Origin of the sequence: Bacteroides sp. MSK.18.37, assembly GCF_019129155.2 — a bacterium.
Lineage (GTDB): Bacteria > Bacteroidota > Bacteroidia > Bacteroidales > Bacteroidaceae > Bacteroides > Bacteroides ovatus.
Window position 1 is genome coordinate 317705 of the sequence record NZ_JAHOIB020000001.1, and the last position, 24491, is coordinate 342195.

24 protein-coding genes are annotated in these 24491 nt (G+C 45.4%); 2 read left to right on the forward strand and 22 right to left on the reverse strand.

All coding sequences use genetic code 11. From position 1 onward, the window contains the following. Positions 1-45 precede the first annotated feature (45 nt). The 6 genes from KSX81_RS01215 to KSX81_RS01240 form a co-directional block, all read right to left on the reverse strand. Positions 46-3210, reverse strand: a complete 3165-nt coding sequence (locus KSX81_RS01215; RefSeq protein WP_004320213.1) for a CHAT domain-containing protein — start codon at positions 3208-3210, stop codon at positions 46-48. Continuing rightward, positions 3203-3727: a hypothetical protein gene (locus KSX81_RS01220; RefSeq protein WP_004320215.1), complete on the reverse strand. Its 525-nt coding sequence runs from the start codon at positions 3725-3727 to the stop codon at positions 3203-3205. Before KSX81_RS01220 ends, KSX81_RS01215 begins: the two co-directional genes overlap by 8 nt. A gap of 12 nt (positions 3728-3739) precedes the next feature. Beyond that, positions 3740-4402: an RNA polymerase sigma factor gene (locus tag KSX81_RS01225; RefSeq protein ID WP_004320217.1), complete on the reverse strand. Its 663-nt coding sequence runs from the start codon at positions 4400-4402 to the stop codon at positions 3740-3742. After that, positions 4402-5292 carry a caspase family protein gene (locus KSX81_RS01230; protein ID WP_004320219.1) on the reverse strand — a complete coding sequence of 297 codons (891 nt, stop codon included), beginning with the start codon at positions 5290-5292 and terminating at the stop codon, positions 4402-4404. The genes KSX81_RS01225 and KSX81_RS01230 overlap by 1 nt, the downstream gene beginning before the upstream one ends. A 65-nt stretch (positions 5293-5357) precedes the next feature. Continuing rightward, the gene (locus KSX81_RS01235) at positions 5358-6308 is read right to left on the reverse strand and encodes a hypothetical protein (RefSeq protein WP_044917893.1); all 951 of its coding nucleotides are present in this window, start codon (positions 6306-6308) and stop codon (positions 5358-5360) included. A 317-nt stretch (positions 6309-6625) separates the two neighbouring features. After that, positions 6626-7435, reverse strand: coding sequence for a glycoside hydrolase family 25 protein (locus tag KSX81_RS01240; RefSeq protein ID WP_004320223.1), 810 nt, complete (start codon positions 7433-7435; stop codon positions 6626-6628). A gap of 735 nt (positions 7436-8170) precedes the next feature. Here KSX81_RS01240 and KSX81_RS01245 point away from each other — a divergent pair. Together KSX81_RS01245 and KSX81_RS01250 are read left to right on the forward strand one after the other, a co-directional pair. Then, positions 8171-8587 (forward strand): helix-turn-helix domain-containing protein, encoded by a 417-nt coding sequence (locus KSX81_RS01245; protein ID WP_004320228.1) that lies wholly within the window; start codon positions 8171-8173, stop codon positions 8585-8587. Continuing rightward, the gene (locus tag KSX81_RS01250) at positions 8563-9180 is read left to right on the forward strand and encodes an IS630 family transposase (protein ID WP_232305451.1); all 618 of its coding nucleotides are present in this window, start codon (positions 8563-8565) and stop codon (positions 9178-9180) included. The genes KSX81_RS01245 and KSX81_RS01250 overlap by 25 nt, the downstream gene beginning before the upstream one ends. Positions 9181-9229: 49 nt before the next feature. On the opposite strand, the gene KSX81_RS01255 is transcribed toward KSX81_RS01250, so the two are convergent. From KSX81_RS01255 to KSX81_RS01330, 16 genes are all read right to left on the reverse strand, one after another. Next, entirely contained in the window at positions 9230-9733 is a 504-nt protein-coding gene (locus KSX81_RS01255) for a phosphatidylglycerophosphatase A (protein WP_004320232.1), read from the reverse strand. A gap of 67 nt (positions 9734-9800) precedes the next feature. Next, on the reverse strand, positions 9801-11507 hold the full coding sequence (locus KSX81_RS01260) for a cation-translocating P-type ATPase (RefSeq protein ID WP_049942665.1): 1707 nt from the start codon (positions 11505-11507) through the stop codon (positions 9801-9803). Between the two features lie 886 nt (positions 11508-12393). Further along, the gene (locus KSX81_RS01265) at positions 12394-12891 is read right to left on the reverse strand and encodes a glycoside hydrolase family protein (protein ID WP_004320236.1); all 498 of its coding nucleotides are present in this window, start codon (positions 12889-12891) and stop codon (positions 12394-12396) included. 40 nt (positions 12892-12931) lie between these two features. Further along, complete coding sequence (locus tag KSX81_RS01270) at positions 12932-15118, reverse strand: type IV secretory system conjugative DNA transfer family protein (RefSeq protein WP_004320237.1); 2187 nt, start codon at positions 15116-15118, stop codon at positions 12932-12934. An 81-nt stretch (positions 15119-15199) separates the two neighbouring features. Further along, entirely contained in the window at positions 15200-16108 is a 909-nt protein-coding gene (locus KSX81_RS01275; protein WP_149923789.1) for a fimbrillin family protein, read from the reverse strand. A gap of 66 nt (positions 16109-16174) precedes the next feature. Beyond that, on the reverse strand, positions 16175-16828 hold the full coding sequence (locus KSX81_RS01280) for a hypothetical protein (RefSeq protein WP_004320239.1): 654 nt from the start codon (positions 16826-16828) through the stop codon (positions 16175-16177). Between the two features lie 8 nt (positions 16829-16836). After that, the gene (locus KSX81_RS01285; RefSeq protein WP_128859686.1) at positions 16837-17310 is read right to left on the reverse strand and encodes a hypothetical protein; all 474 of its coding nucleotides are present in this window, start codon (positions 17308-17310) and stop codon (positions 16837-16839) included. Positions 17311-17414: 104 nt separating this feature from the next. After that, entirely contained in the window at positions 17415-18260 is an 846-nt protein-coding gene (gene traN, locus KSX81_RS01290) for a conjugative transposon protein TraN (protein ID WP_004320241.1), read from the reverse strand. A gap of 70 nt (positions 18261-18330) precedes the next feature. Further along, on the reverse strand, positions 18331-19464 hold the full coding sequence (gene traM / locus KSX81_RS01295) for a conjugative transposon protein TraM (protein ID WP_004320242.1): 1134 nt from the start codon (positions 19462-19464) through the stop codon (positions 18331-18333). Then, positions 19448-19867: a hypothetical protein gene (locus KSX81_RS01300; protein ID WP_004320243.1), complete on the reverse strand. Its 420-nt coding sequence runs from the start codon at positions 19865-19867 to the stop codon at positions 19448-19450. Before KSX81_RS01300 ends, traM begins: the two co-directional genes overlap by 17 nt. Before the next feature lie 12 nt (positions 19868-19879). Beyond that, a complete protein-coding gene (gene traK, locus KSX81_RS01305; RefSeq protein WP_004320244.1) occupies positions 19880-20494 on the reverse strand; it encodes a conjugative transposon protein TraK in 615 nt (204 codons plus the stop codon). Positions 20495-20552: 58 nt separating this feature from the next. After that, positions 20553-21683, reverse strand: a complete 1131-nt coding sequence (locus KSX81_RS01310) for a hypothetical protein (protein ID WP_004320245.1) — start codon at positions 21681-21683, stop codon at positions 20553-20555. Continuing rightward, on the reverse strand, positions 21683-22084 hold the full coding sequence (locus KSX81_RS01315; protein WP_004320246.1) for a hypothetical protein: 402 nt from the start codon (positions 22082-22084) through the stop codon (positions 21683-21685). The genes KSX81_RS01310 and KSX81_RS01315 overlap by 1 nt, the downstream gene beginning before the upstream one ends. Before the next feature lie 17 nt (positions 22085-22101). Then, complete coding sequence (locus tag KSX81_RS01320; RefSeq protein ID WP_004320247.1) at positions 22102-22947, reverse strand: phage antirepressor; 846 nt, start codon at positions 22945-22947, stop codon at positions 22102-22104. A 12-nt stretch (positions 22948-22959) separates the two neighbouring features. After that, positions 22960-23724 carry a DUF5045 domain-containing protein gene (locus KSX81_RS01325; RefSeq protein ID WP_004320248.1) on the reverse strand — a complete coding sequence of 255 codons (765 nt, stop codon included), beginning with the start codon at positions 23722-23724 and terminating at the stop codon, positions 22960-22962. 27 nt (positions 23725-23751) lie between these two features. Then, positions 23752-24477, reverse strand: a complete 726-nt coding sequence (locus tag KSX81_RS01330; RefSeq protein ID WP_004320249.1) for a hypothetical protein — start codon at positions 24475-24477, stop codon at positions 23752-23754. Positions 24478-24491 lie beyond the last annotated feature (14 nt).

Genomic DNA, 24491 nt, shown 5'->3' on the forward strand with positions numbered 1-24491 from the left:
CAAACTTGTTGAATGGTGCAGTTTCTAACTCGTGTGTTGTATGTCTCAATCCAGCATCACAAATGCCGCCCAATAGTATGGGTCGGGATATTTCTCCCGAATGATGGACTTTGCGTTTTCAAATGCCTTACGTTTGTTCCACTTGCATTGTTTGGATGCCAGTTGCTCATAGAATGCAGTCATAAACTCTGTAGCCACCTTGTCGCTGACACTCCATAGAGCCATGACCATAGTGCCAACACCGGCTTTCTTGAAGGCACGCTGCAAGCCGTAAAGACCTTCGGAAGTAGCCTTGCCTTGTCCCGACTGACAAGCTGAGAGCACAACCATCTCCGTGCCACTTAGGTCGAGGCGAGCGATGTTGTTGGCTGTAAGAATACCGCCTAACACTCCATCAGGCAATTCCTTGCCTCTCCATGCCGCATTGCCTCCTGATAGTACAATGCCAGAGAGCATCATGGCATCAGAATAACCTTTCAGATAATCTACATGAGCGGCACGTTCAGGAGTATAATAAAATCCGTGAGTGGCTATCTGCAACAACTGAGGAGCATTTCCGTGCATACTGAGGAACGACTCCTCAGTTCCCTCCATTCCCATTCGGGGTGTTACCTGCCACTTGCTGGCTTTCAGCAGAGACTCAATCTGCATAATCTCCTGCTTGGAGCCAGGAAGTTCACAGAAGACAGAATCCCCACGAACCATGTCGCCACGCATCACCAACAAATCTGTCAAGTCATATTTCTTCGCCTCCTCAATCATTGCTGTCGGTTGAATGTCATATTGCAGTCCACCATATAACACCGCAGAATGCGGTGCAAATGCCAAGACTGGCGACTGTGCCTTTACCAGTTCCCTTGCGGAAGACAACCTTACGAAGTTGTAATGGTTTCCCAATAACGAACCGTCAGCCAGAGGCAATGACTCTAATGACACTTGGAACAGCAGTTGTGATGGAACATAATAAACAGTCGAACCTTCAGCTATGTATGCTCTTAATGGCTCCCATAACAGTTTCAGTACCTCTGGGGCATAGTCCTGATTATAATACATATCAGGTCGGGTGATGCCCAACGAATCAATCTGTCTTTCGGCGAACAGGTATTTCACCAATGGGTATTCATCGCTCTTGTTGATGATATAGGCTGCATATTTGCGCCCCATGGTCTCTGAAACGTAATCAGTAAAGTCCAAAAGGACTTCATTGGGCTTCAGAGCACTCTTAACTGTCGCATAGTCTATATCCATGAAACGTGTGATATTGTCGAAACTGCGGCATCTTTCGGTCAGACGTGCCGCCAATTGATCAGCCCGTTGTGACATACTTAATATGCTATCGGCATAATGTGCTTGTTCCTTCTCCCACTCCTTTATTTGGTTCTTCATCAAGGTAAGCAGCATATAGTCCTTCATATCATCATCAGTACCTTCTTTCTTTACCACGTCAAACAACGAGCGTTCAGACTCCAGCAGAAAAGACTTCGACATGACAAGCGCATCGTAGCAGCTTGCGGTAAACTCATCCTGGTATCTGTTGGCTTCAATGGCGTATGGTGTCATCATCGTAAACAGTGAAGACACTGGCGACCACAAACTCTCACGTTCCTCGACACTCATCATCGGAATACGCTCCTTCATCAACTCTTTCAACCTGAAAGCGGCATCCGTATAGTGTGTGCAACCAGCATCAAGATGTTTGGAGAATCCCTCTGCATTGGCGAGCATCATTAGCGCATTGATATACTCCATGCTCTTTTCGCCATAAAGTTGCTTTGTGTAATCCGCATAGAGTTGATAATGCTTTTCAGACTCATCATACATGTCAAGGCGATGTTCCGTTCCTCCCATGGATGCAAGGAGCATTATCCTATTCTCTTCCGTTTGGGGATATTTCGATGCAAGTATTTCATCTGCTTTCTTATAGTCTGCGAGAGCTGCGGAGTATTCTTTGAAGCCATTATGGCAGCGTGCCCGAACCATATACATTTGACATAGTTCCCTTGGCTCTTTCATCCTGCTTTCACTCTTAAAGAGAGAGTCTATACATGCAAAGCAATTCTCCTTGTCTCCTTTCAGTCTGTAGATGTCTGCCACCAGGCTATACGGAAGATAATACGCATCTTCCTCTGGATTCATCTGCTTCTGGTATTCTTCCAACACTTTGCGACCGTATGCGATGGCATCGTCATATTGCCCCGTGGCAATGTATAGATTTCTCAGCTTGTTATATGCCAGATGTTTACTTGCCGCAGGGTCTTTGTTGTCCCCTTCAGCCAGTTCCTTGCCCTTTATATACCACTTCTCGGCTAAATTATACTGACCTTTGGATTTCGCCTCGTCACCTTTTTGATGGTAGTATGCAAATTTCATTTTCACATCTCCTGCCTTTTCCACTAACGAATCCATGGAAGCCGAAGCGGAGCGTATCAGTTTCATGTCACCAGTGGAATTGCCCAGCGACCACAACTCCCTCAACACATCCATCTGCTTGTTCACCTTGCCATTTTGATGTGCCAAGACAAATGCCTGATAGTAAACTCGCTTTGCTTCGTCAAACTTGCAAAGGTGTGCTTTTACCGATGCTATGCCGGAGAGTACATCTACTTCTTCAGACACCCTACCCAAATCCCTGAATCCATTCAAGGCTTCTTCATACGAAGAAAGCGCCTCGTCATAACTCTGTGTCATCGCATATTGCGCTCCCTCAAAATACCATGATAGAGGAATCTTTGTCTCCGCGTATTCTTTTACCTGACCGTCAGAATAGGGAAGTATTTCTGATATGAGTTCCCTTCCACGCTTATAATCGGCACGTCCTTTTTCATCACGCTGGATAAATTCGCAAGCATACATATAGCCATTCATAGCATAGAGATGGCCGACGTCTTTTCTTTCTGTATCATTCAACTTACCTTGAAGCAAACTCTTTCCTAAAAGATACCCTTCTTTATACCTGCCAAGCAATTCATAACACTGACATGCCATTGTCTGACTACAAACGTACACTTGCCGCTCGCCTTCGTTGCGTTGCTGCTTGGTATTCTCTCCAACAATAAGAAACAACTCAAGTGCTTCTGCCTTCTTGGCGGCTTTGTTCAGTTCAAATGCCTGATACATTTTAGCAGTCACTTCTTCCTCTGACAGGGTCTGGGCTTCTATCTGCATTGTCATGCAGAAAAACATCAATGCGAATACTATGATTCTATTCATCTGGATTTACTTTCTTCTCGATATTATACTTTATGGTATCGTTGTCCGTACTGTCTGCCGGGGCAGGGCTGAACACTTCATCCCCTCCACGCATCTGCTCCATAGGTGCCCCGTTATAGTTAGGAGATGACTCATAATCAAACATTGGCTTGATGGCAAAGAAACCTACAACAAGCACAGCTGCCACACCAGAAATCCACAGCCATATCTTCTTCTTTGACCGCACTGGCTCTGTTGCTGCAACCTCTGGAGCAGGACAATAACATGCTGCTTGTTTAGTACCTGTAGCACGATAAGCAGCAGTTTTTCGTTCTTGTTCATACTGTCGTTGGAACTGTTTTAGTGCCTTTAGTTTCTCCTCACGACTTCGGATGCAGTCTTTCACGTCCTGTGTAAACTCCAGTTGTTCCTTCTTCTCTTTATCTTGTTCTATCTCACGCAAGAACTCCGTCTTTTCGGCATCATCCATGCGGTTAAGCAGGTAGTTGTCTATTCTGTCTTGAAACTTTTCGTCCATATCTGTAATTCTTTATGAGTTCAACTTTCTCTTATAGATTTCCCTCGCCGATTTTCGCAAAGAGTTCATGCACTTGTTCTTCTTCGTCTTTAAGGCATTGTATGACTCTATTGTCGGCATTTCCTTCAGGATAGTCTCCAGTTTCTTCTCCTCGTAATAGAATTTGGTGAGTATCTGACTGCACCTTGGTGACATGTGTGATATGACATCCGCTATAATGTCAAGCATCAAGTTCTCGCCCGAATCATAGAGCATATCTATATAATCGTTGGGGTCGAAGCCTTCAGCCCTTAGCAACCGTCCTAATTCTGTTTCGGGGTCAGCATATACAGGATGCTCGCGTCCGTATTCTAAATACTTGTTTCGGGCTATGCTCATAAAGTAGGTGAGGATGCTGCCGTTCAGGGGCTTGTTGTCTTTTCCCATCACGATTCCATCCTCCACATAAATTTTTCTTCTTTCTATGTTCTCCCAGAACGCAATAAAGGTGTTCTGTAGAATCTCTGCCGCCGCATTATCGTCAGCGAAGAACACACCCCTATAGTTGTCCCAAAAGTAATCGGAGCAGTATGCGTACAGCTCGTACTGAGTGCGCCGACCTTTGTCTGCTATACCCGCTACAAGTCGTGCTTCGTTCTCTTGTATGGGGGCTCTGAATTGTATTGTTTTTGCCATTACTGTATGATGTCTGTTATTCTAAATCTATCGGTCTCGCCAGTCATTACTGGATATTGAGGTCTGCTGCCCGTATTGGAATTGACAAACATTCTTATTCTTCGAAAGAAATCATCGTTGTCATTTCCTGTGCTTTCCTTTACCTTATTATATATTGCATAGGTAAGTTTACCCACAGCCGGACTTTTCATTTCAATGTTCACTTGGTCGCTTTTGCAAGCACTGATGGTAATCCACCTTTCCTTATTCACCTGGGCATTTGGATTTACATCCGTCTTGCCTTTATCAGTAGAAGCTCCCCAGATAAAGGTTTTGATAGCTTCGAATATGTCTTCCACGCCACGCACCACTTCATCCTCATCACCACGTGTTGCATCACCGCTATGACAAGCATCTATCACCACCAGCATCTTGCCCGAATCTCCAATTTTGTCTCTGATGGCATTCAGATAATAGTTCACTTCGTCATCCGTGAGGTGTTTCTCACCTTTGTCTTTCTCGCATGGCTTTCTGTAGGCATCGTATGGAATCCAGCACTCATCCAGTCCGTCCTTCTCGTCATTATGCACATCTTTCATCTGTTGACCATGCCCTGAGAAATGTACATACACCATATCCCCACGCTTTGACTGCGATGCTAAAGACTTGAAGGCACTCACAATAGCTGCCTTCGTCGCCTGCTGATTCACGAGTTTCTTGACATTACCCGCCTTGAACTTCGCATTTACCAGCATCTCCTCCACATAGGGCACATCCTTATCACCATTTATCTTTCCCCATGTCTTATCCTCATGTTTGCCAATGCCAATGACAATAGCTCGCCGTGTCTGAGCATGTGATGTGGACGACACAACGAGCAGAAGCAAAATGAACAGTATTCGAATAGCCATTAAGTATTACATTTCTTTATAAACTTGATGTAAAAACTCAAAGAAGTAATCCCTGTTCAGATGGTTTATCTAAAGGAAGACGAAAAAAAAGATTCTTCTCCTTTGAGTTCTAACTTCATTAATGGTTTTTCTGTTACAGGAACCAATTTGCCTGTTTTCTTATTGAGTTTACACAAAGACCATTCCAAATGTTCGGGGCTGAAGTAAATCTCATCATATTGTACATTCGGGAATCTTATTTTACATTCTGGTTTCACCTCAATCAATTTTCCATTTACGTCAAACGTATAAAGGTAATGCATGAAAGATAATTCATAATCATTGTTTGAACAAAGATAATATTTTCGATGATTTCTATCTTCCAATTGATATAGTTTAGTTATTAGTGAACAGTCCTCCCCAATGGCTCTGACTTCATACCCTTTGGTGCGTTTTACAAATAAATATGACCACCAAGGATTGTGATTGTATTCATGGCCAAAATTACGCACACCAACTATATGATCTGGACTTTGCATGTTAACTAAGCAGGTGATGTCTGGACTGTAATAAGCAACTAACATCATAAACCACTCCGCATAAGTAAGATCTACACCTGGCCTATGGTTGTCAATATATGCTGCACCATGTCCTAAGTATGATAAAGATTTATAAACCAAGGTGTCAGGATAGAATTTGCATAACCCTTTTCGGTATTTATCTATTTGTAATATACACCTATCAACTGTTGATTTATCTTCTTCACAAAAGACTATTTTTTCATGCTTTAATTCAATCTCTTCAAAAAAAGAAACAAGATTTTTGACACTATCAAAATTAAAATAGGTCATTCTTGTATGAAGAACTTCACCCGTAATCTCCACATCATCTATGTTCCTATTTGTTAGTGCAGATATTTTATCATCATTTAATTCAGTAGAGATAGAGTCTTGTTCAACCAAAGCATCTCCGCCAGTCTTATTGCTTTTACATGCACAAAGTATAAGAATTATCGCAAACATAATGTTCTTTTTCATGCCGTTTTGTTCTTTTCATTTTTGAAATTGTTGGTGTTATTCTCTAATCCTTAAAACCATTCAAGCGTTTGTATTTGGGATTAGCCATCATACACAATGAATGTCTCAAAATCTCAGATAAATATTCAATAACACAAGTTCCATTCTTCCATACAGAAGTCACCAATCGCCCCAAAGAGGTATATACATTATACCGCAGCAAAAAAATACTACAGTCCAAAATTCTGACATTTCCATTTGTCATAAGTCTCAGTCTCCACTGCGTTCAAAGTTGATTAGGATGTTTTCGCAATATGAACAAACAATTACATCCAGCTTTATAATTCTATATCAGAAAGCGTGGTTCCATTACAGAATCTGTCAAGATCCACATATCCCTTGACACCATGGATTTCGTCTTTCTCTGTGTATTGCCAAATATTGTGTCTTCCAAAGCTGTTAAGAGTCGGTGGATTCTTCCCATATCTAGCAATAAAGAGGAAATATTTATCAAATTCAGGAGACAATTTTTCCTTGTAAAAACCATATTGACTGTACAGTAGAGGATATTTGCCATACTCTGATTTAACAAGTTGCATGAATTCATTCAACTTACGTTGGAGTTCGTCTCTAGAAATAGAGCTATTTCCTGCTTCTTCAACATCAACCATTGGAATCAAATCCTGCGTGTGTTTGTCTATATGCTTCTTAAAATTGCGGAACTGGTCTTTCGCAGGTTTTCTGCCGATGAAATAATGATAGCTACCTATCTTGAGGCCTTCTTTTCTTGCATCATCCACATAATCATGATACTTATTATCTACTTGCCTCGCACCTTCAGTTGCCTTTATATATACAAATTGTATTTTGGGGTCAGAAGCGACTTTTTCCCAATCTATTTTTCCTTGATACTTAGAGACATCTATACCATTATAGTCGTCTGAAAAAATTGTTGTACGTTCTTTCTGTGGATAAGCAATTTTTATATTATTATAAAGATGCCATATAGCACAAAATATGGTGACACACAATGTACATATAGACAATGGTCGAATACGGTGTAGGAATTTTATATATCTCCTTTTAATGCAATAAAATAACCCTTTATTTTCTTTTTTTCTTGACTTTCTCCGATATTTTTTTGCCATATAAATCAAAAAAGAAGCGACCAGAAATATATAATGTTGTCATACTGAGCATTCAACAATCTCCAGAATGACGTAAACACATTGTAATGAGGGAAGAATGCCACAAGTATAATACAGCAGTTAATTAGTCGAGCAACGTATATAAACAGATATGAAAACAACAAAGGGTGATGATTTATATCGGTTTGATATTTACCAGTTTGATGAATAAAGCAATTTACATGAAAAGACAGGCTTACACCTATTATTATATCAAATATCCACATTCCGTGAAAGTTCATTAGACATCGTACAGATAATAACAGGAAAGTGTATATCGGTAAGCAATATGGAGCCAATGCCATTGGTGGAATCATGTTATTTGATTGTCCGCTCGTATATACTACACCAGAACCTTCTTCTGCATGAAAAGAATGCACCTTACGAAGGAATAGCATTGCCACAACAATATGTGTCAGTTCATGCGTGAAAGTCTCAAGCCATAAGGCATTCTTATTTAGAAATCGTCTCATGAAAGAATACCCAACGAATCCTATAGCAACCCATTGGAACAAGGATAGTTGCTGCCATATCTTAACATGCTTAGGAAAGAATAATATCTGTACTAACTTCCATGCATAAGGTATCGTTAAAACAAGAAGTATTATTAGTATTAATATAAGTAAGTGATCTAAAATATTTTTATATTCAGCACAAAATATTAATATTGTATCATGTTATTGCAACATGTAAATCATGAAACATATTAAAGTGCTCGAATTAAGTGAGGCTGATCGCCTCAAATTAGAGAAAGGCTATCATAATGAGCCTACTCATAACTATCGTATCAGATGCAAATCCATATTGTTGAAGTCGTCAGGAAAATCAGCTTCAGAAATAGCTGAAATATTCGATGTGACAATACCAACAGTATACGCATGGATAAAACGTTATAAAGAAAATGGTATCAAAGGCTTGGAAACACGTCCCGGTCAAGGTCGTAAACCAATAATGGATTGTTCTGATGAGGAATTAGTCCGTAAGGCTATAGAGGAAGACCGTCAGAGTGTATCAAAAGCACGTGAAGCCTGGGAAAAAGCTTCCGGCAAAAAAGCCAGCGACATTACCTTCAAACGTTTTTTAGGAGCATTGGTGCAAGATATAAGCGAATAAGGAAACGCCCAAGGGGTACCCCCTCACCGCAACTCTACTCATACAAGAAAGAGAAGTTGCAAGAACTTGAAAGCCTTGATTCCAAAGGTAAAATAGAACTTTATTATGCTGATGAAAGTCATGTATGTACCGATGGTTATGTACCTTACGGATGGCAGTTCAAAGATGAGTATGTCTATATTCCATCCGAGAAAGCCGCAAGACTTAATATCTTTGGTATGATTACCCGAAGAAATCAGTATAAAGGCTTTACGACACAGGAATCCATCAATGCAGACAGGATTGTGGATTACCTTGACAGGTTCTCTTTTAAGGTTGAGAAGAAAACGGTAGTTGTTCTTGACAATGCTTCTGTCCATAGAAATCGGAAGATAAAGGAAATGAGAAAAATATGGGAGGACAGAGGATTATTCCTTTTCTATCTTCCACCATACTCTCCGGAACTTAATCCAGCCGAAACTCTGTGGCGCATATTGAAAGGCAAATGGATAAGACCTGCTGATTACAATACTAAGGACTCGCTCTTCTATTGTACGAACAGAGCTCTCGCATCTGTAGGTACGAACTTATTTGTGAATTATTCATACGTATAAAATTAATTTTGAACAGTTACTTACCTATATGATATTTATAAGATTTCATTTACAAAAACTGTTTGACAATGAGACAAATTATCAGAGAGTAAAAACCTGCGAGAGCATCATCTAACATTACGCCCCAACCGCCTTTCACATTCTGATCAACCCATCGACATCCTAATGGCTTGAAGATGTCAATGATTCTAAAAGCAACAAATCCCAATATCGCCAATAACCATGTGTTTTCTCCACAAGGAGCAACAAGAGCAGGAATCCAGATACCTATAAATTCATCAATAACTACAGTTCTTGGATCTTCCCCCCAATATTTTTCCATAATATTAGAAGTCCAAGCCCCAACAACAGTTACAGCGATTGTTGTTATCAGTGTAACCCAAAATAAAACATCTACAGGTAAAAACTTGTACCCTGCCCACCATAAAGCAAGTGCAACTAATGCTCCTGCTGTTCCTGGGGCAATCGGGACAAAGCCTGCACCAAATCCTGTTGATAATATAACGTGAAACCATGGTGCATCACCTAATGGATGATTAATGTTATTACTCATTTTCTATTCTATAACCATATTGAAAAAAGAGGCAGAGTTTATAGCTCTGCCTCCTTAACCAGATGAACTATTTCTTAAACAATTGCCAGATTTCTCTTATCCAAAGAACAAGAGATGAGAAACCAATGATAATTAGCAGATCTAACCAACCATTAGGATGCTCTGCATTATGCAGCATTGGCTCAACATTGAAGAACTTAAACATCACTTCAGTAATGAGTAACTGACCGAAGACAATTACACATACGATAGTCCAGAAGCCCTTGCTCCAGAACTTTTTGCTGAACAAATTCAAAAGGACGCTTTCACCTGTTTCAAAAGCACGTGCATTAAACAGATAGAAGAAGTGAGTCCATACAAAGATTGAGAATAGCAACGTTTGTTCGTAATGAGAAACTTCGCCATTGCCTGAGAAATGAATATTCAAAAAGTCAGTCATGCTATTGATGTCAGCGTGCTGGAATATAAGCAAGAAGGCAAACAACAATACAAAGAAGAATATGCCAACACTAAGAATCTCGCCAAGCATAGGCTTGTTGATGATAAATGCACCAAGCTTCCACTGCTCCTTAAAATATGCCCAGTTTCCAATTTTATTTACATGTTCACTTCCGCGCTTACGAGGTTTGTCTTTCATTACATCCTTTGAAGGAGGCAATGATGCCAATGCCATCGCACCGAATGTGTCCATAATGAGGTTGATCCAGAGCATCTGAGTTACGGTCAAAGGAGAATCCTTTCCGACCAATGCACCCACAAAAACAATACAGCAAGCTGTTACGTTCACTGTGAGCTGGAAAAGCAAGAAACGCTGGATATTCTTGTATAGAGAACGCCCCCACATTACAGCCTTGCCAATGCTAGAGAATGAGTTATCGATGATTGTAATATCAGATGCTTCTTTTGCAACAGCAGTTCCTGCACCCATCGACAGACCAACATTTGCCTGATGCAGTGCTGGAGCATCATTTGTACCATCACCGGTAACTGCGACTACTTGATTGCGTGCTTGTAGTGCTTCAACAAGACGTTTTTTGTCCATTGGACGTGCACGAGCAATAATCTTCAAATCAAGTACACACTCTTGCAACTTCTCATCAGAAAGTTCTGCAAGTTCTGTACCTGTTATTATGTTACGATCGGTGTCGGCATCGGCCCATAAGCCAATTTCACGACCAATTTGCTTTGCAGTTCCAGGAGTATCACCAGTTACTATCTTGACCATTATACCAGCATTCATACATTCTTTAACTGCATCAGGAACATCTTCTCTGACAGGATCTTCAATAGCAACTACACCTACGAAGTGCTTGTCTATGGCAAAACCAAGTGTACGATAAGCACTATCTTGATATTTCTGAAGTGATTCCTTCAGAGTGACCTCGTCAATATCGGAAGAATCACACATGCCAAAGACTATCTCAGGAGCACCCTTAGTATATGTAACTTCCCTATTAGTTACTGCTGAAAAAACTGTGGTTGACATGTATTTTCTTTCAGTAGAGAATGGAATTTCATTCTTTGTGTTAGATGCTTCTTTAAGACGACGATAATCATATTTGTTGGTATGCAACCACAAGAGTAATGCGCCTTCCGTAGGATTACCAATAGGTCTTGGTTGGCTTTCTGAGAAATCGAGTGATGCAGTAGAGTTTACAGCAATTCCTTCTGCCAATTCTGGAGTTAATTTCCCAAAAGTACACTCCTTAACCTGCATTTTGTTCTGTGTAAGAGTGCCTGTTTTATCAGTGCAGATAACTGTTGTTGCACCCATAGTCTCACAAGCGTGCATTTTACGAACAAGGTTATTAGTCTTGAGCATAGAATACGGAGATCGTCCTGTTGTCCGTCCCACGGTCTGAGGCTCTAGCAATTGCCTATTTTGGTTGAACAGACAACGTCAGAGCCCACGCCGATATGAGTAATCGCTCCATTGCATAAAGTAGGCGACAACTCAGCAAAACGCTCAAGCCAGCTTGGCGGTTCCGCTTTCGGTTTGCGCTACTTTTGGGAGACCTATATAAACAATTTTATTGCACCCGAAAAGGTACAATTCGTGCTTACAAGGTCTCCGCAGGAGTGATATAATCACACCCGGGACATCTACCGTTGCTACGTTCAAGACCAAACATTTCTGTGACTTGCTAGATTACAGACCGTCTCAAACACAGCGTCAAGTAAACGCCTTCATTATGTCTGGACTATCTTTCCCACCCAATGCCCGCTTTGTATTGCTTTGTCATCATGTGACTCCGCCATACTCAGCACGGCGTAGGCTGCCTCGCTAATGCCATGTAAGAACACGTCTAACTGCGACAGATAGAGCGAAAGGCTAATAGTCCAAGTGCAAAGGTACGCATAATTTTTGAATTAGATGATAACAACCGAAAAGAAATTTTTGTACAAATCTTAAAATTAACACGAATTAACTATAAAAATTACCGTATTCCGAATTTTTGTATAAGAAAAGGTGCTTAATAACATCAAATTTGAGCCACTTAATCCGTCAAAAAGCCATATTGTCAAAAAAAACACTTATTATGCCATCATAAAGTATGTGCACATAAATGGCAAAGTATGTGCACATCTAAGCCCAAGTATCTGCACATACAGGCATGTGCCACTCTGATCAATATATAAAGTGAGGACAAAATAAAGAACTATGGAGAGAAGAGCAAATTATACTCTACCAATCGTCTTCTTCGGATAGAAGGTATGGCTTTCCCTTTCCACTTGCAAAACTTCAAATAGAGAGGCAGAATTTGCCTTTCACCTTTCTCCAAACGGATGAGCAAGGTTGACTTTGGATATCTCGTATTGCCCAACAACTTTGCAGGACCTATTTGGTATGAAAGAGCTGCGAGAAGATAGGCATCCTTACCATATCGCGAATATAGACGATAGTGCTGTATAAGGTCACTTCTTAACAGGGAATCCGCCTGTCGGCGAGTCAGTGAATTGCGGAAATGTTCTCCTTGTTGAATCTTGTGACCATATCCGACATGCCCAGGCGTTTTGCTTTGCGTATGCCATCCCTCAAAATATTTTGTCGAGGTGACAAGACGTTCAAAAAGTACCCTATCTGGTTGCTGACTGTGACAGGGTACAGGGCAAGTGGATAATATGCTCAACAGAATTATTGTGATAGGTCGTATCATGCTGTTGTTCTTATGTTCATTCTCTTGGTTTTGTTGAATACTACATTGACTTGAATAATTGTATCTCCTTGATCATGGCTTTCACGTCCTCACCAACCTGAACGAAGTTCTTGTAGAGGATGCGTTCTCGCTCTTCCTTCGACTTGAACTTATAGAACTTAGGGAGAGGGACATACTCCGATTCCTCTTTCTTGATTTCCGCCATGTCGAAGTCGGTCTTGCAGTAGAACTTGGAAGTCTTGAACTCCTCGCTTTCCTGAATGTTCATCGAGCCGTTCATGCCGGTCTTGGTGGCTACGAAGTCACGGGCGGTTTGTCCGCAAATCCATCCAGTGGGCATATCGGAGATTTTGCTTGCAGGCACAAGGCTGTCCATGTTCTCATTGAGGTTGATGGAGGTCTTGTCACGGTCGATGGTCACTCCCTTTTTGAGCTGCACCACCTTGCCGAAGATGTCACTCGACAGCCATTCGAGGGTTTCCTTGGCACGAGCCGAACCGCTCACCACATTACCTACCGTGGTGATGATTTTCTGCATTCCTACCTTGCCATAGTCGGCTTCCAACTGCGGCAGTTCCTGAAAGCCCAAGGCTACGCTTACCTTGTTGCTTCGGGCTGTGCCTATCAGTCGGTCTATCTTGTGGAAATACAAGGTCGGCAACTCATCGACGATGATGCTCACAGGAACGTTCTTGCCTTGTCCTGTATTCACTCTTGTCACAAGGCGGTTGAGAATCAAGGCATTCAGCGCACCAATGATGCTCTCCATCTCGGGGTCGTTGGCAATGAGCAGATAGCTCGGATTCTTCGGGTCGCTGACCTTCAGGTCGAAGTCATCGCCGTCCTTATGGAATATCCAATAACTCTCCTTGGTGGCAAGGCGGGAGGTATAGACACGCAACGTGCCTATCATTCCCTCCAACTGCTCCATGGCTTTGTTGGCAAAGGCGGTTTGGAACGGACCAAGCAGCGGGGCTACCTCATTGTCAGTCTGCAACACCTCGAAGATGGTCTGATAACTCTCATTGAGGAACGACAGAATATGCGGCATATCAGAGTATTTGCCCAACCAATAGGCGGGCTGCACCTCCATGCCAGAATGATCGAACACCCGTCCTGTGGGTATCAGCCGCTTGGTCTTCGGGTCTTCACGTCGTTCGGCTATCAGCATCTTCCCGTCCTTGTCGTAGGGCTCTTTGCCATAGTTGCAGAAGAAATAGATGCAGGCGGCAAGGAAGTTGACGGCAGAGGTCTGGAAGAACTGGTCGCTGCCACCGCCGCCTTCCTTCTTTCCCTTTTGCAGGGATTCAAGCAGAGTCTCGGCGGTCTCGCTCGCTGCGGCAAGGTTGTTGATGTACTTCAACTGAATAGGGTTCACACGGCGAGAATACTCCACATCCACAAAGTTTATGATGTTGAACTTCATGCCATTGGGCATCTTACTGTCCTTGGCATTCTTGTTCTTCAAGTAATGATAGTAGAGTTTGGTGGCGAGGGTGGGAAACTTATAGTCGTACACCACCATGGCAAAGCCCTTCTCGCTATGCTGCCTGATGAAAGGCTCAATAATCGAAAAAGTCTTACCAGAACCAGGAGTACCCACAACCCATGTGCCTCGGAACGGATTGACGATGTTCACCCATCCCTTGCGGAACTTACCCTTGTAGTAATAGCGCATCGGTATGTTCACGCTGTACTTGTTCTCCTGCAATTCCCTGCATTGCTCGAAGCTCTCGTTCTCGAAGTTGAAGCGGTCTTTCAGCAAGCCCTCCTTCAGGAACTTGGAGATATTGTCGAGGGCAATATGCACCAACACAACACCGACGATGGAAGTGAGCATATAGAGCCAAGTGTTCAAACGGAGAGTATAGAAACGGAGCATTATCGAATGACCGAACAGCCATACGGACAGCACAATCAGCAGTACTCCCGACAGCAGCGGATAAAGCACCTGCCTACGAGCGTCAAACTCCAGATGTTTCTTGTTGCGCGTTCCTACACAGGTGATACATATCAGCAGGAACGTAGCCACCTTGCTATACACGAGGTTGCCGTCATGGTATATCATCCACCGCTTGATGCGCCCGTGGATGTCCGTCACCACGCCGCCCAAGAAGTCCAACTGTTCCGGCTCCAGTGCGTAGGCGAAGAACTCCATCAGGATGGAGACGTAAATCACCGCCCTGAATATCTTGTAAAAACCCTGTAACTCTTTGCTTTCTTCCATTTACTTTACAATGATTTTGGGTGATAATGAGAAAAGGAAGAAGGATGCCACGGTGGACACCCTTCTGTCCTCTTTTGAGTTTTATTCGTAGCCGTTGATGGTCTTCTCAGACTCTACTGTCCACGGAGAGATAGTTGCAGATATGACCTCCAAGGTGTTACGCACAGGCTTCAATGAATAGCTGTAGGAATGACCTGCTTTCCAAGTGTCGTTTGTGAGGAATACAAAGTTCTCCCCATTACTCAGTTGCAATGTCATGTCTGGCATAACCTGTGCAGGAACATAAAGCGTATATTCCATGTGGTCACTTTGTGGGTCGCCGAAATAATAGGTTGTCACCGACTCGTCACTACATTCCACTTTTCCGGTCTTGATGTTGAAAGTGCCGCTGTCAAAATAACCGATGAACGTGAGTAGGCTTCCTGCAAAATCGTTGGTAGTGAAACCGTATTCGGGCGAGGTATAGACCTTGATGATGACACGCACCATCTGATGGGTGAAGTTCAATGTGAGACTCGGATTGGCGTATGATGCCGTTCCACTGGCAAACAGGAAATCATTGACCTTCTGCTCACTCTGTACAGCTGCCTCCGGCACTTGGAACTCTATGAGATCGTTGGTAGGATTTGCCGTATAGGGATAGTAGGCATTGAAGGTGTGGGTGTCTGTGTCCGTGAAAAACACCTTGTCGGCTGACACAAACTGATTGGTGCCGCCGCTTCGGGTGAACTTCATGTTGTTGATCATCCCTGTGGAAGAAATACCAATCATATCATTGAGTTCCCACTGATTGTCAACGGCTCGTGTGGAAACGGTAGGTTGCAGCATCTCCAGATTGGTAAACACCTGAAGCTGCTTGGTTGATGTGCTGTCGGTCACGACCACAGAACCGCCGCCACCAGGCAGGTAAATCTCATTGACGATGTCTTGGTCACAGGACGTGAGGAGCACGGCTCCAAGTCCCAACATTAGAAACAAATTCTTTTTCATGCTTTTTCTTTTTTAATTGTTGTACTTTGATGATGATACGGGTGATTCTCGATGTCTGTATATGGACTAATCCATAATCGTGATGATGGGTCTCGCCTTATGCGGCTGCCACTTGGGAGTCTCCTGTATGGCACCGCTGCCAAGGGAGTAGAGCCATGCCTTGGCGGTCGCCTGTCCTTCTACCTCCGTTGAAGTCCAATACCAACAGTCATCATCCTCATCGGGGATGGGTGTTCCGCCGCATTTCAAGATGTAGGGGTTGATGATGTCCTTGGCATGATAGAGCAGACGCATCTGCGCCACGCTCGGTATATAGGCACTCTGACCGTAACGCCACATGTCGAAGACACGTTCTGCCAAGGGCGACTTCACATCGGCCGTGCCATAGAGGGCAAAGGTGTTGGCATTACCATCGTAGGCGGTGAGGTCACAGGATGTGTCCTGCTCTACACCGATGCTGTCGGCAAAGGCTTCGGGAACGATGTCCCACAGATAGACGGCATATCCGTTACCCTCCATTTCTTCCCTCTGGTTGATGTTGAACACCACGGCAATGGCTTGCTTGCCCGATTGCTCATAGGTTTCGTAGGGCATCACCTTGCCGTCAGTGGTCAAGATATGGGTAACCTTCATGGCAGTATCGGGAAAGTCCTGATGCTCGTCACAGGCAGTCAGCAACACCGTTGCCGCAACTGCAAGTATTGATAATAGCTTCTTCATACGCATAGTCATTTTACAGGAAGTTTCACACCCAGGACAATACCCGTTCTAAACAGGTCTTCGCCCTTAATCATCACGTCGGTCTTCACCTGCCAAAACAGTTTCCAACCATGGCGCAAGGTGTAGTTATGTTCATAGCCGAGGTGGATGCCGCCCAAGAACCTGTCGGTATCGCTACCAGCAGATGCTCCGATGCGCATGTTGCCATGGTGGTTGCGTCCTCTCACCACACAGGGTTTATAGGCAAAGCCGAAACCATAACTGCGGTAGTTGTTCCAGAAGCTCTCAGGACACACATGACCGCACGAGGCGCATTCGTCCCACTTGATGTAGCCATTGGCAAAATACTCCCACGCATTGTGGTACTTCGTCTCATGCTCGTAAGACAGCGTCACGTCCAGTCCTCGCTCATACAGGCAGCCGAACCCCAAGGATATGCGGTCGCTATTCTGCTGCGCTATTGCCGGAGTCATGCTTGCCATAAAATAGATGGCTATCAGCAATAATGTATGCGCAAGCCTATTGGCTTTCCCTTTGGCCGCCGAACGTTGTTTCTTCATTCTACATTCTTCACTCTTCATTTTCATCATTCTTCCTCCAACAGTATATGGTTAAACGAATCGGCTGACAGCACATCCTCATAGTCGATGCTGAGCGAGATGGTACGTCCGCTTATCTGCTTCTCCGACAGTTCTATGGTCAGCACCTTGTCGTTGGGGAAGGTCATCTTCTTCACCACAATCACGTTGCGATAACCGTACTTGAAGGTCCTCGCATCGTCCAACACAAGGGCTGGGGTCAACTCCACTATCTGCGCATTGGTAGCCTTGCTCTGCTTTTTGTCCGACAGTTTGATGCGCATCTCGTCAATGTCGAAGCGGATGTTGGTCTTGTTCTCCACGGAGAAGTCGATGAAGAAATATTCGCCCACGCTGTAGATATTGTTCAGACGCATCACCATGCGGTGCATCTTCGTCGCCACATTGCGATACTTGGCAGCCGATGACCATATCTGACGCGCATACTTGGTCATGTCGGCAGTGGAGAGGCTCACAGCCGGGTTATTGTAGGCATTGCGCTCCGAGCATTCTATCTCCTTGTCGGTTACAGCCTCCTGCATCCTCGTGGTGTAGAGCAGTGCATACTGCGTGCGGTAGCGTTCCGTCACAATGGTCACTATCGCCAGCACCTCGCCGTCGGCATACACGTTGTCCTTGGGCTTCAGGCGGATGATGTTGTTGATGGGTTGGTCGCCCACCACCTTGTCGGTGGATATATCGACAAAGCGGATGGGTTCGGAGGCGGTGATGACGGTGGTCACTTGGTCGTTGACAGTCAGCTGCTCCATCTCCATGTAGGTAGTCTGCGCCTTGGCTGAAAGCACGCTCAGCGACAACAATGCACAGACGTTAATCTTCTGAATGATATTCATAATTGTTGATATTATTGATGTTTATACTTGATGAGCCACCGTTCCCGATGATTTTGTCATCGGGCAGTGTCTATTTCCTCTTCTCTTTCCCATTGACCAGATACACAAACGTCCCATACTTCAGCTTCACCTTGTTCTTCTTGATAGCCTTGCTGATGGCGTTGCTCGTCTTCTGGTAGGCATTGGTCACGGCTTGCATTCCCCATTGCGAGAAACTGTTGTTCGCTCCACTCTGGTCGATGTTCATGTTGCTCTGCATCGCACCGCTCGCCACATCCTTGGTTGTTTCACGGAACTGGCTACCGGGGACATACAAGCCCTCCAGTCCGTCCGTATCATAGAGCGAAAGCGACACCTTTATCAGCTCGTCATCCACCAAGATAGAGTTGATGCTGCCCTTCACTCGCTGAGAACCGAAACCGCTCATGGTGGCATAGAGATACGACCCTTTCTTCACCATGGTCTCACCAATCTCTATGTCGTCCAACAATCTCAGCCGCACTCTCGATCCGTCCGTAGCTTTCACATCCTCGTCAATGATGGCCTTGATGAGCTTCGGCTCATGCTCGTTCTGCGTCAGGGTGTTGAAATAGTCGGAAGTCACCTTCACCTTCTTCACCACCTCCTGTGCCTTATCCTCCTCATCCAACGCCTTGCTGTCCTCGGCAATCTGACCTTTCACCTCAATCGGCTCCTTGGGAGGTTCAGCCTGTGTGGTGTCCTGTACCATGGGGGCAACAGCAGCCTGTCCTCTCAGCCTCGCTTCGGCGAGTGCCTTGTTGAGTGCTTCGAGTGCTTCCGCTTCTCGCGCCTTGGCATCGGCCACTTCGGCTGCATCGTCCTTCTCTTCTGCCTGACGGACGAGTTCCGCAAGGTCTTCTTCTGTGTACTTGGATTCATACGTTTCTTTCTCTTCTTCGTTGTCACGCTCAATGTTATCCACAGCCGAATAGTCGGCTATGCGACCATACGACTTCGCCATGTTCTCATACTTGCCGCCGATGCCGTCGCCCTTCCTGATCTTTGCACTTGGCAGGTTGGGGTTCAGAAACTCGGTGGTCTGCAGGTTCTTGTCCTGCTTCTTCGCCACCTCCGTATCGAACATGTCAAAGACAAAATAGCCTGTGGCAAGCAATGGGATGTACACGATGGCTGGCAGCATGTACTTCGGCTGACGGAAGTTTATCTTATCTGTTATTTTCATCGCTGTCTGATTTTGATTCGTTTGACTTCTTGTGGATTCCATCACCAACTTGATGTTTCACGGGAGGAAGTGTGCAATGGGCGGCATCCATCACCTGCCGTATGCGCCCTTCCTGCCGCTCAATGGCACTTGTCGCCTCCGTTCGATGACCGTAGTACTGCACCATCCTGTAGATATTGATGCCGAAACAGGTGGCAACAAAGCCAAAGACGACGACGAGAAACAGCGTCTTGTGTGCATTGGCGAAGCCTTGCACCTTAGCCGCCGCACGGTCTATCCTCGTAGTCTTGGCAAACTTGCGCCCTGCCGCCACCTCCTTCTCATATCGCTCCTTGTACTTGGGGTCGTTCTTGTCGGGCATCTCTTCGCCCACAAGCATCCGTCTGATTCCTTTCACACTCATACCGCTGCGATATTAGAAGTTTGACTTCGACTTCTGCTCAATGTCCTTGTTGAGCAAGGTTCTCCAGTTCGTGATGAGCAGTCCGTGGGGATTGTTCTCCGTCCTTGGCACACGCTTCACCTGTCCCGCCGTCACCAGTTCACGCATCAGGATGTTGCTCCTTCGCTCAATCCTCTGCCTTCCGTAGTAGGTGAACTCCATCTTCTCCTTGTTGAACTTGATGCTGTCACAATAGATGCTGAACACGGCACTCGTACCCATGATGTTGTTATAAAAGCCCTTCTCCTTCAGCGTATTGTACTGCGCTAAACCAGTTTCATCGACCAGATACATCGCCTTCTCCATCGAATAACGGATATACTTGTCATCGGGAGCAAGCGTGAAGAAGTAATGGTGGAACATCTCGATATGGCTCTTTGCCTCCACATCCAGCGTCTCTTCCATCGTGGTGCGGTTCACCAGTATAGGCACGTTGCCGTCCAGCACATACACCTTCTGCTGTGCATCCGTCACCATGCAGCGTGCCGTCCAGATACTCGACACCGAGATGATGATGCAGCCAATCAGAAAGGCGGTGCAGATAATGCCCACCAGCTTGATTTTGTTTTCTAAGTTCTTGATTACCATAATTTATACTTTTTATTGTTTCAATAGGAGGTGCGGTGTCTCACCGCACACTCACTTGTTATCTCATCACTGTCGCCATGGCTCCCGTAGCCGTCATTTTGGCTTGTTGTGCCACGCCCTCACCGAAGTTTCTCGTTGAGAAGGCAGTGTCGCCCTCTGGTATCATCCATGCCGCAAGGTCGGGCACGAGGTTCAGACATTTCAACGCCACGATGCTCGCCGCCATCAGATAGCCTGCCGAGAAGAACGAGTTTTGCAGATAGGCTGCCATCGTCTGCTCACTGGCTGTTATCACCGTCAGGTTCTCTACCTGTATGCAGAGCACTATGTCAAAGAGCAACAGGACGTAGAAGCCGACGAAGTAGAGCATGGCTCCGTAGAAATGTACTGTCAGATAGCGTATCAGCCATTTCGCCCACGCTCCTTCCCACTTGGGCAGCAATGAAAATGCCCATTGTATCGGACCGAATATTGTGAGCATACCGAGCAATATCTGCTGACAGTATATCGTTGCCCACCAACCGATACGGAACACGATTAGGGCTATCAGCATCACTATCTTGTCGATGCCCACCACAGCCCCTGCCGTCAGTGAGGTGAACCACAGTTTGCTGGCATCCTTCTCCATGTTGGTCACTTCGTCCACGCCCGTCTGCTCCATCGTCGCCTCTATCAGGTTGGGGTCTGACGTGCCCTTATGCGCCACGTCTGCCTGTGCCTGGAGGTCGGTGTACATCGAGTCCCTGACATATACCAACTGCTGTACCTCCTCAAACTTGTCGGAGATTTGCGTCGCCTCTGCCTCATAGAGGTCGTGGGTGTAACTGCCGATGCAGTTCGGGATATAGGATAGGAAGTCTAATACGCACCAGCTACTGCCGCTATTGGTCATGCCTGTGTCAGCAGGTGGGTACCACCAACAGAGGATGATGCTCACCACCAGTGGCTTGAACAGTTTCATCACGTCCAATGGTTCGTTCTTCACCATCATCTTGTAAGCCATACTTGCCGCCACGATGATGGAGAATAGTGCCGCCAATGCCATACACATTTGGAGAATCCACCAGAATGGCCCCTGTGAGCCTGTGAAGGTGGCATCGGTCAGGAACTCGTTGGTCTGGAATATCACATCGTCAATCTCCTCTTCGAGGATGTTGATGCCGAAATCGCTGAGTATGTTGTCTGCCATCAGTGCTGGGTTCTATGGTTGATAATCTCTTTGATAAACTCTACGCCTTCCGGTGTCCACGACAGATAGAAGTGGTAGAAGCAGCGCATCCTGCCTGTGACATAAACCGCAATGCCCTTGTCCTGAAGGTCTTCACGCAGTTTCCACATCCCATATTCCTTGGTGATGATTCCTTCCTCTTTGAGCGTCTTCACAATCTTGCCGTAGTAACTTCCGACATGTTTGTGAAGCTTTGACATTGAAACTACCTGTAAATCAGATGGCATATAATGCTCATCAACGATGGGTGTCCTGCCGATGACGCTGATTCGCTTCGGCATCCTCGACATCTCCAACTGCCACTTGCCGTTTTTTCTCTTGGCGGCATAGAGGCGCAACTGTATTTTTGATATTGATTCCATAGCTACTTCTTTTTGTTTTATGTTCTTTCGATAACAGGAATGACTCCCACGCTCTTCAGTTTCTCATAGAGGAAGCGGCGGCCTTTCTGTGTCCACTTGGTGTTCATGCGCACATCTTCCGAGCCGTCCTTGTGTTTAATGAGGTAGGTCTCGCTGGTCACATAACCGCAGTCCTTGTAGTCGGCATAGAGAATCCACTGCTTGCCGCGCTGGTACTGGATATTCATGTCCTTAAGCCGTCGGTTGAAGCGGATGGACGACTCGCCATAGTCCTGTGCTATCTGTGTGACCAAGACGCTGCTCTTCGTGGCAAGGATGATGTCAAGGTAACTCACCTTGTCCTTCATCTCCGTCACTTCCTGCTGCAGGTCATCCACCTTGGAACCCAACTCAACGATGCGTGTCCTTTGGTGTTCACACTCCTGTTCGGCAAGCAGACGCTTCTGTCGCTCTTCCTTCAGATTGACAGCTAACTGTATCAGGAAGTCTGGCTCTGTCAATGCCTTCTCGATGGTCTGTTGTGTCATGTAGGCACCATGCTTGCGGATAGTGGGGAGCACCTCCGATGTCACCCAATGCTTGAACTCACGTGCCTTGGGCATCTTGGATGACAGTATGAGCGCGTAGAGTCCTGACTCGTTGATAAAGACGGTGTTAGCCTTGTAGTTGGAACCTGATACCTGAATTAGGTATGAGGTTTTGTCCTCTTCATCTACGTGATTCACAATGGCATTGGAGGGATTCTTGTACCCAAGAACTTCAGCAACGTCCTTTCCCATGAAGCCAACTTGACCGTCGGGCATTTCCAGTGTTCGTATCTGTCCAAACTCTGGGTTTTTGAAAATTTGAATGTTGTTATCCATCTCTGTTCTGATTTATCTGTTTACACTTTCTTCACCATCGCCGCCGCTGGAATCATCGCCGTCAGTGCCTGTCGTGCTCCTCACACCCTTCATGTTCTCCTGCCAACGGCTCTTGGCATCGCTGATGATGCTGCCTTTCTGCACCACACGGTCGTTGGTGGCTGCCAAGAGGACGGTGGTCTGTCTTTGGGTGTTGAGCTGAACGATATATTTGAGCAATGTCTCGTTCTGTGCCGTCAGGTCGGCATAAATGCTCAGATACTGTCGTTTCCTCTGCGCATTGGGCATATAGGCATCCTTAGTGGACTTCACCGCACACTGGTACATATTGTACAGTTCCTCCCAACGGCGTTTGTCGTTGATGGTGCCGCCTGTGGGGATGATGTGGTCGATGTTCGCCTTCATCTTGTCCAACTGACCGTTGATTTTGCTGCTCTCGGCAAGCCAGGCAAGGTCTATCTCACGGTCGGCGACGTTCAGGGCTTCCACCTCCGCACGCTTGGTCAGGGCAGAGTCTATCTTTTCCGCATCATCCACTTGGTTGTAGAGGTTGATGCCGGCAAGGGTGCGGAAGCCCAACTTGTTCTTCTCTGCCGCCGTCTTCTTGTAGCTGTTGTGCAACAGCCAATAATAGAACTCAGGGGTGAGAGAACCGCCACCCGTCTCCATCACCGTTATCTGGTTCTGCTTCGATGAGTCGTGGTTGTAGGTTACGCTTTGGGCTGTGGCTGTGATGGTGGCTACAGCCGCCATGATGAGTATCATTGTCTTCTTCATATTCATTCTTCTTTTGTTTGCAATCCGTCAATAGTCAAGTTTTCCTGCCACTTTCCATCGGCTGAAGGCATCTTCGAGTATCTCTTCCTTCGTCCGGGTGCGATACACTTTCTCTTTCCAGTAGCCCATGCGCAGCTGTACATACCGCCATGTCTGGAAGTATGCTTGGTTCAGATGTTTCTCTATCAGGTCCAACGAGTTGTTGATATTGTCCAACACCATCAGCAGGTCAGAGGTGGAACAGGCTGCCGCTCCCGTGGCATACAACACGAGGTCGTTGACACTATGATAGAGCTGACTTCCCTCGTTGTATATGTTGTCGATGGCTTTCTTGTTGATGCTGATGAGCATCGTGTCTGCCAGTTCGATGTGCTTCCGCTTGATGACCTTATCATTAAAGTCCTCCAAGAGGTTCTTGTAGTCACTGATGCGGTCGCTCACCGTCTGATAGGTGCTCTTCACATTCAGCACCGTGCGCAATGACTGGTACATCACATCGATGATGTCAAAGGCACGGGTGTATTTGTCCAAATCCACGTTCAGTTCCTTGTACTTGCCCACCTCCTCGCTACTGTATTCATGCAGCAGTTGGTTGCTGTATTCCAAGGTACTTCGTGCCAACAAGAGGCTTCGCTGCATCTTGTGGTCGTTGATGTATGCTTCTACCGACACCGCATCAAAGCCCCATTGCGCCAAGGCTGTCTTGGGGAAGAGAGTTATCAGTAGGAGAGCTATGATGATGGTATGTCTCATTCTTTGTTCCTCCC

Bases quoted from the DNA above. Each gene is read 5' to 3' on its own strand.
- KSX81_RS01330 (WP_004320249.1), bottom strand. From the start codon at position 24,477: ATGAGACATACCATCATCATAGCTCTCCTACTGATAACTCTCTTCCCC.
- traM (WP_004320242.1), bottom strand. From the start codon at position 19,464: ATGAAAATAACAGATAAGATAAACTTCCGTCAGCCGAAGTACATGCTG.
- KSX81_RS01240 (WP_004320223.1), bottom strand. From the start codon at position 7,435: ATGGCAAAAAAATATCGGAGAAAGTCAAGAAAAAAAGAAAATAAAGGG.
- KSX81_RS01225 (WP_004320217.1), bottom strand. From the start codon at position 4,402: ATGGCAAAAACAATACAATTCAGAGCCCCCATACAAGAGAACGAAGCA.
- KSX81_RS01265 (WP_004320236.1), bottom strand. From the start codon at position 12,891: ATGATACGACCTATCACAATAATTCTGTTGAGCATATTATCCACTTGC.
- KSX81_RS01285 (WP_128859686.1), bottom strand. From the start codon at position 17,310: ATGGCAAGCATGACTCCGGCAATAGCGCAGCAGAATAGCGACCGCATA.
- KSX81_RS01275 (WP_149923789.1), bottom strand. From the start codon at position 16,108: ATGAAAAAGAATTTGTTTCTAATGTTGGGACTTGGAGCCGTGCTCCTC.
- KSX81_RS01230 (WP_004320219.1), bottom strand. From the start codon at position 5,292: ATGGCTATTCGAATACTGTTCATTTTGCTTCTGCTCGTTGTGTCGTCC.
- KSX81_RS01320 (WP_004320247.1), bottom strand. From the start codon at position 22,947: ATGGATAACAACATTCAAATTTTCAAAAACCCAGAGTTTGGACAGATA.
- KSX81_RS01300 (WP_004320243.1), bottom strand. From the start codon at position 19,867: ATGAGTGTGAAAGGAATCAGACGGATGCTTGTGGGCGAAGAGATGCCC.
- KSX81_RS01245 (WP_004320228.1), top strand. From the start codon at position 8,171: ATGAAACATATTAAAGTGCTCGAATTAAGTGAGGCTGATCGCCTCAAA.
- KSX81_RS01280 (WP_004320239.1), bottom strand. From the start codon at position 16,828: ATGAAGAAGCTATTATCAATACTTGCAGTTGCGGCAACGGTGTTGCTG.
- KSX81_RS01215 (WP_004320213.1), bottom strand. From the start codon at position 3,210: ATGAATAGAATCATAGTATTCGCATTGATGTTTTTCTGCATGACAATG.
- KSX81_RS01255 (WP_004320232.1), bottom strand. From the start codon at position 9,733: ATGAGTAATAACATTAATCATCCATTAGGTGATGCACCATGGTTTCAC.
- KSX81_RS01220 (WP_004320215.1), bottom strand. From the start codon at position 3,727: ATGGACGAAAAGTTTCAAGACAGAATAGACAACTACCTGCTTAACCGC.
- KSX81_RS01325 (WP_004320248.1), bottom strand. From the start codon at position 23,724: ATGAAGAAGACAATGATACTCATCATGGCGGCTGTAGCCACCATCACA.
- KSX81_RS01315 (WP_004320246.1), bottom strand. From the start codon at position 22,084: ATGGAATCAATATCAAAAATACAGTTGCGCCTCTATGCCGCCAAGAGA.
- KSX81_RS01310 (WP_004320245.1), bottom strand. From the start codon at position 21,683: ATGGCAGACAACATACTCAGCGATTTCGGCATCAACATCCTCGAAGAG.
- KSX81_RS01235 (WP_044917893.1), bottom strand. From the start codon at position 6,308: ATGAAAAAGAACATTATGTTTGCGATAATTCTTATACTTTGTGCATGT.
- traN (WP_004320241.1), bottom strand. From the start codon at position 18,260: ATGAATATCATTCAGAAGATTAACGTCTGTGCATTGTTGTCGCTGAGC.
- KSX81_RS01270 (WP_004320237.1), bottom strand. From the start codon at position 15,118: ATGGAAGAAAGCAAAGAGTTACAGGGTTTTTACAAGATATTCAGGGCG.
- traK (WP_004320244.1), bottom strand. From the start codon at position 20,494: ATGGTAATCAAGAACTTAGAAAACAAAATCAAGCTGGTGGGCATTATC.
- KSX81_RS01260 (WP_049942665.1), bottom strand. From the start codon at position 11,507: ATGGGTGCAACAACAGTTATCTGCACTGATAAAACAGGCACTCTTACA.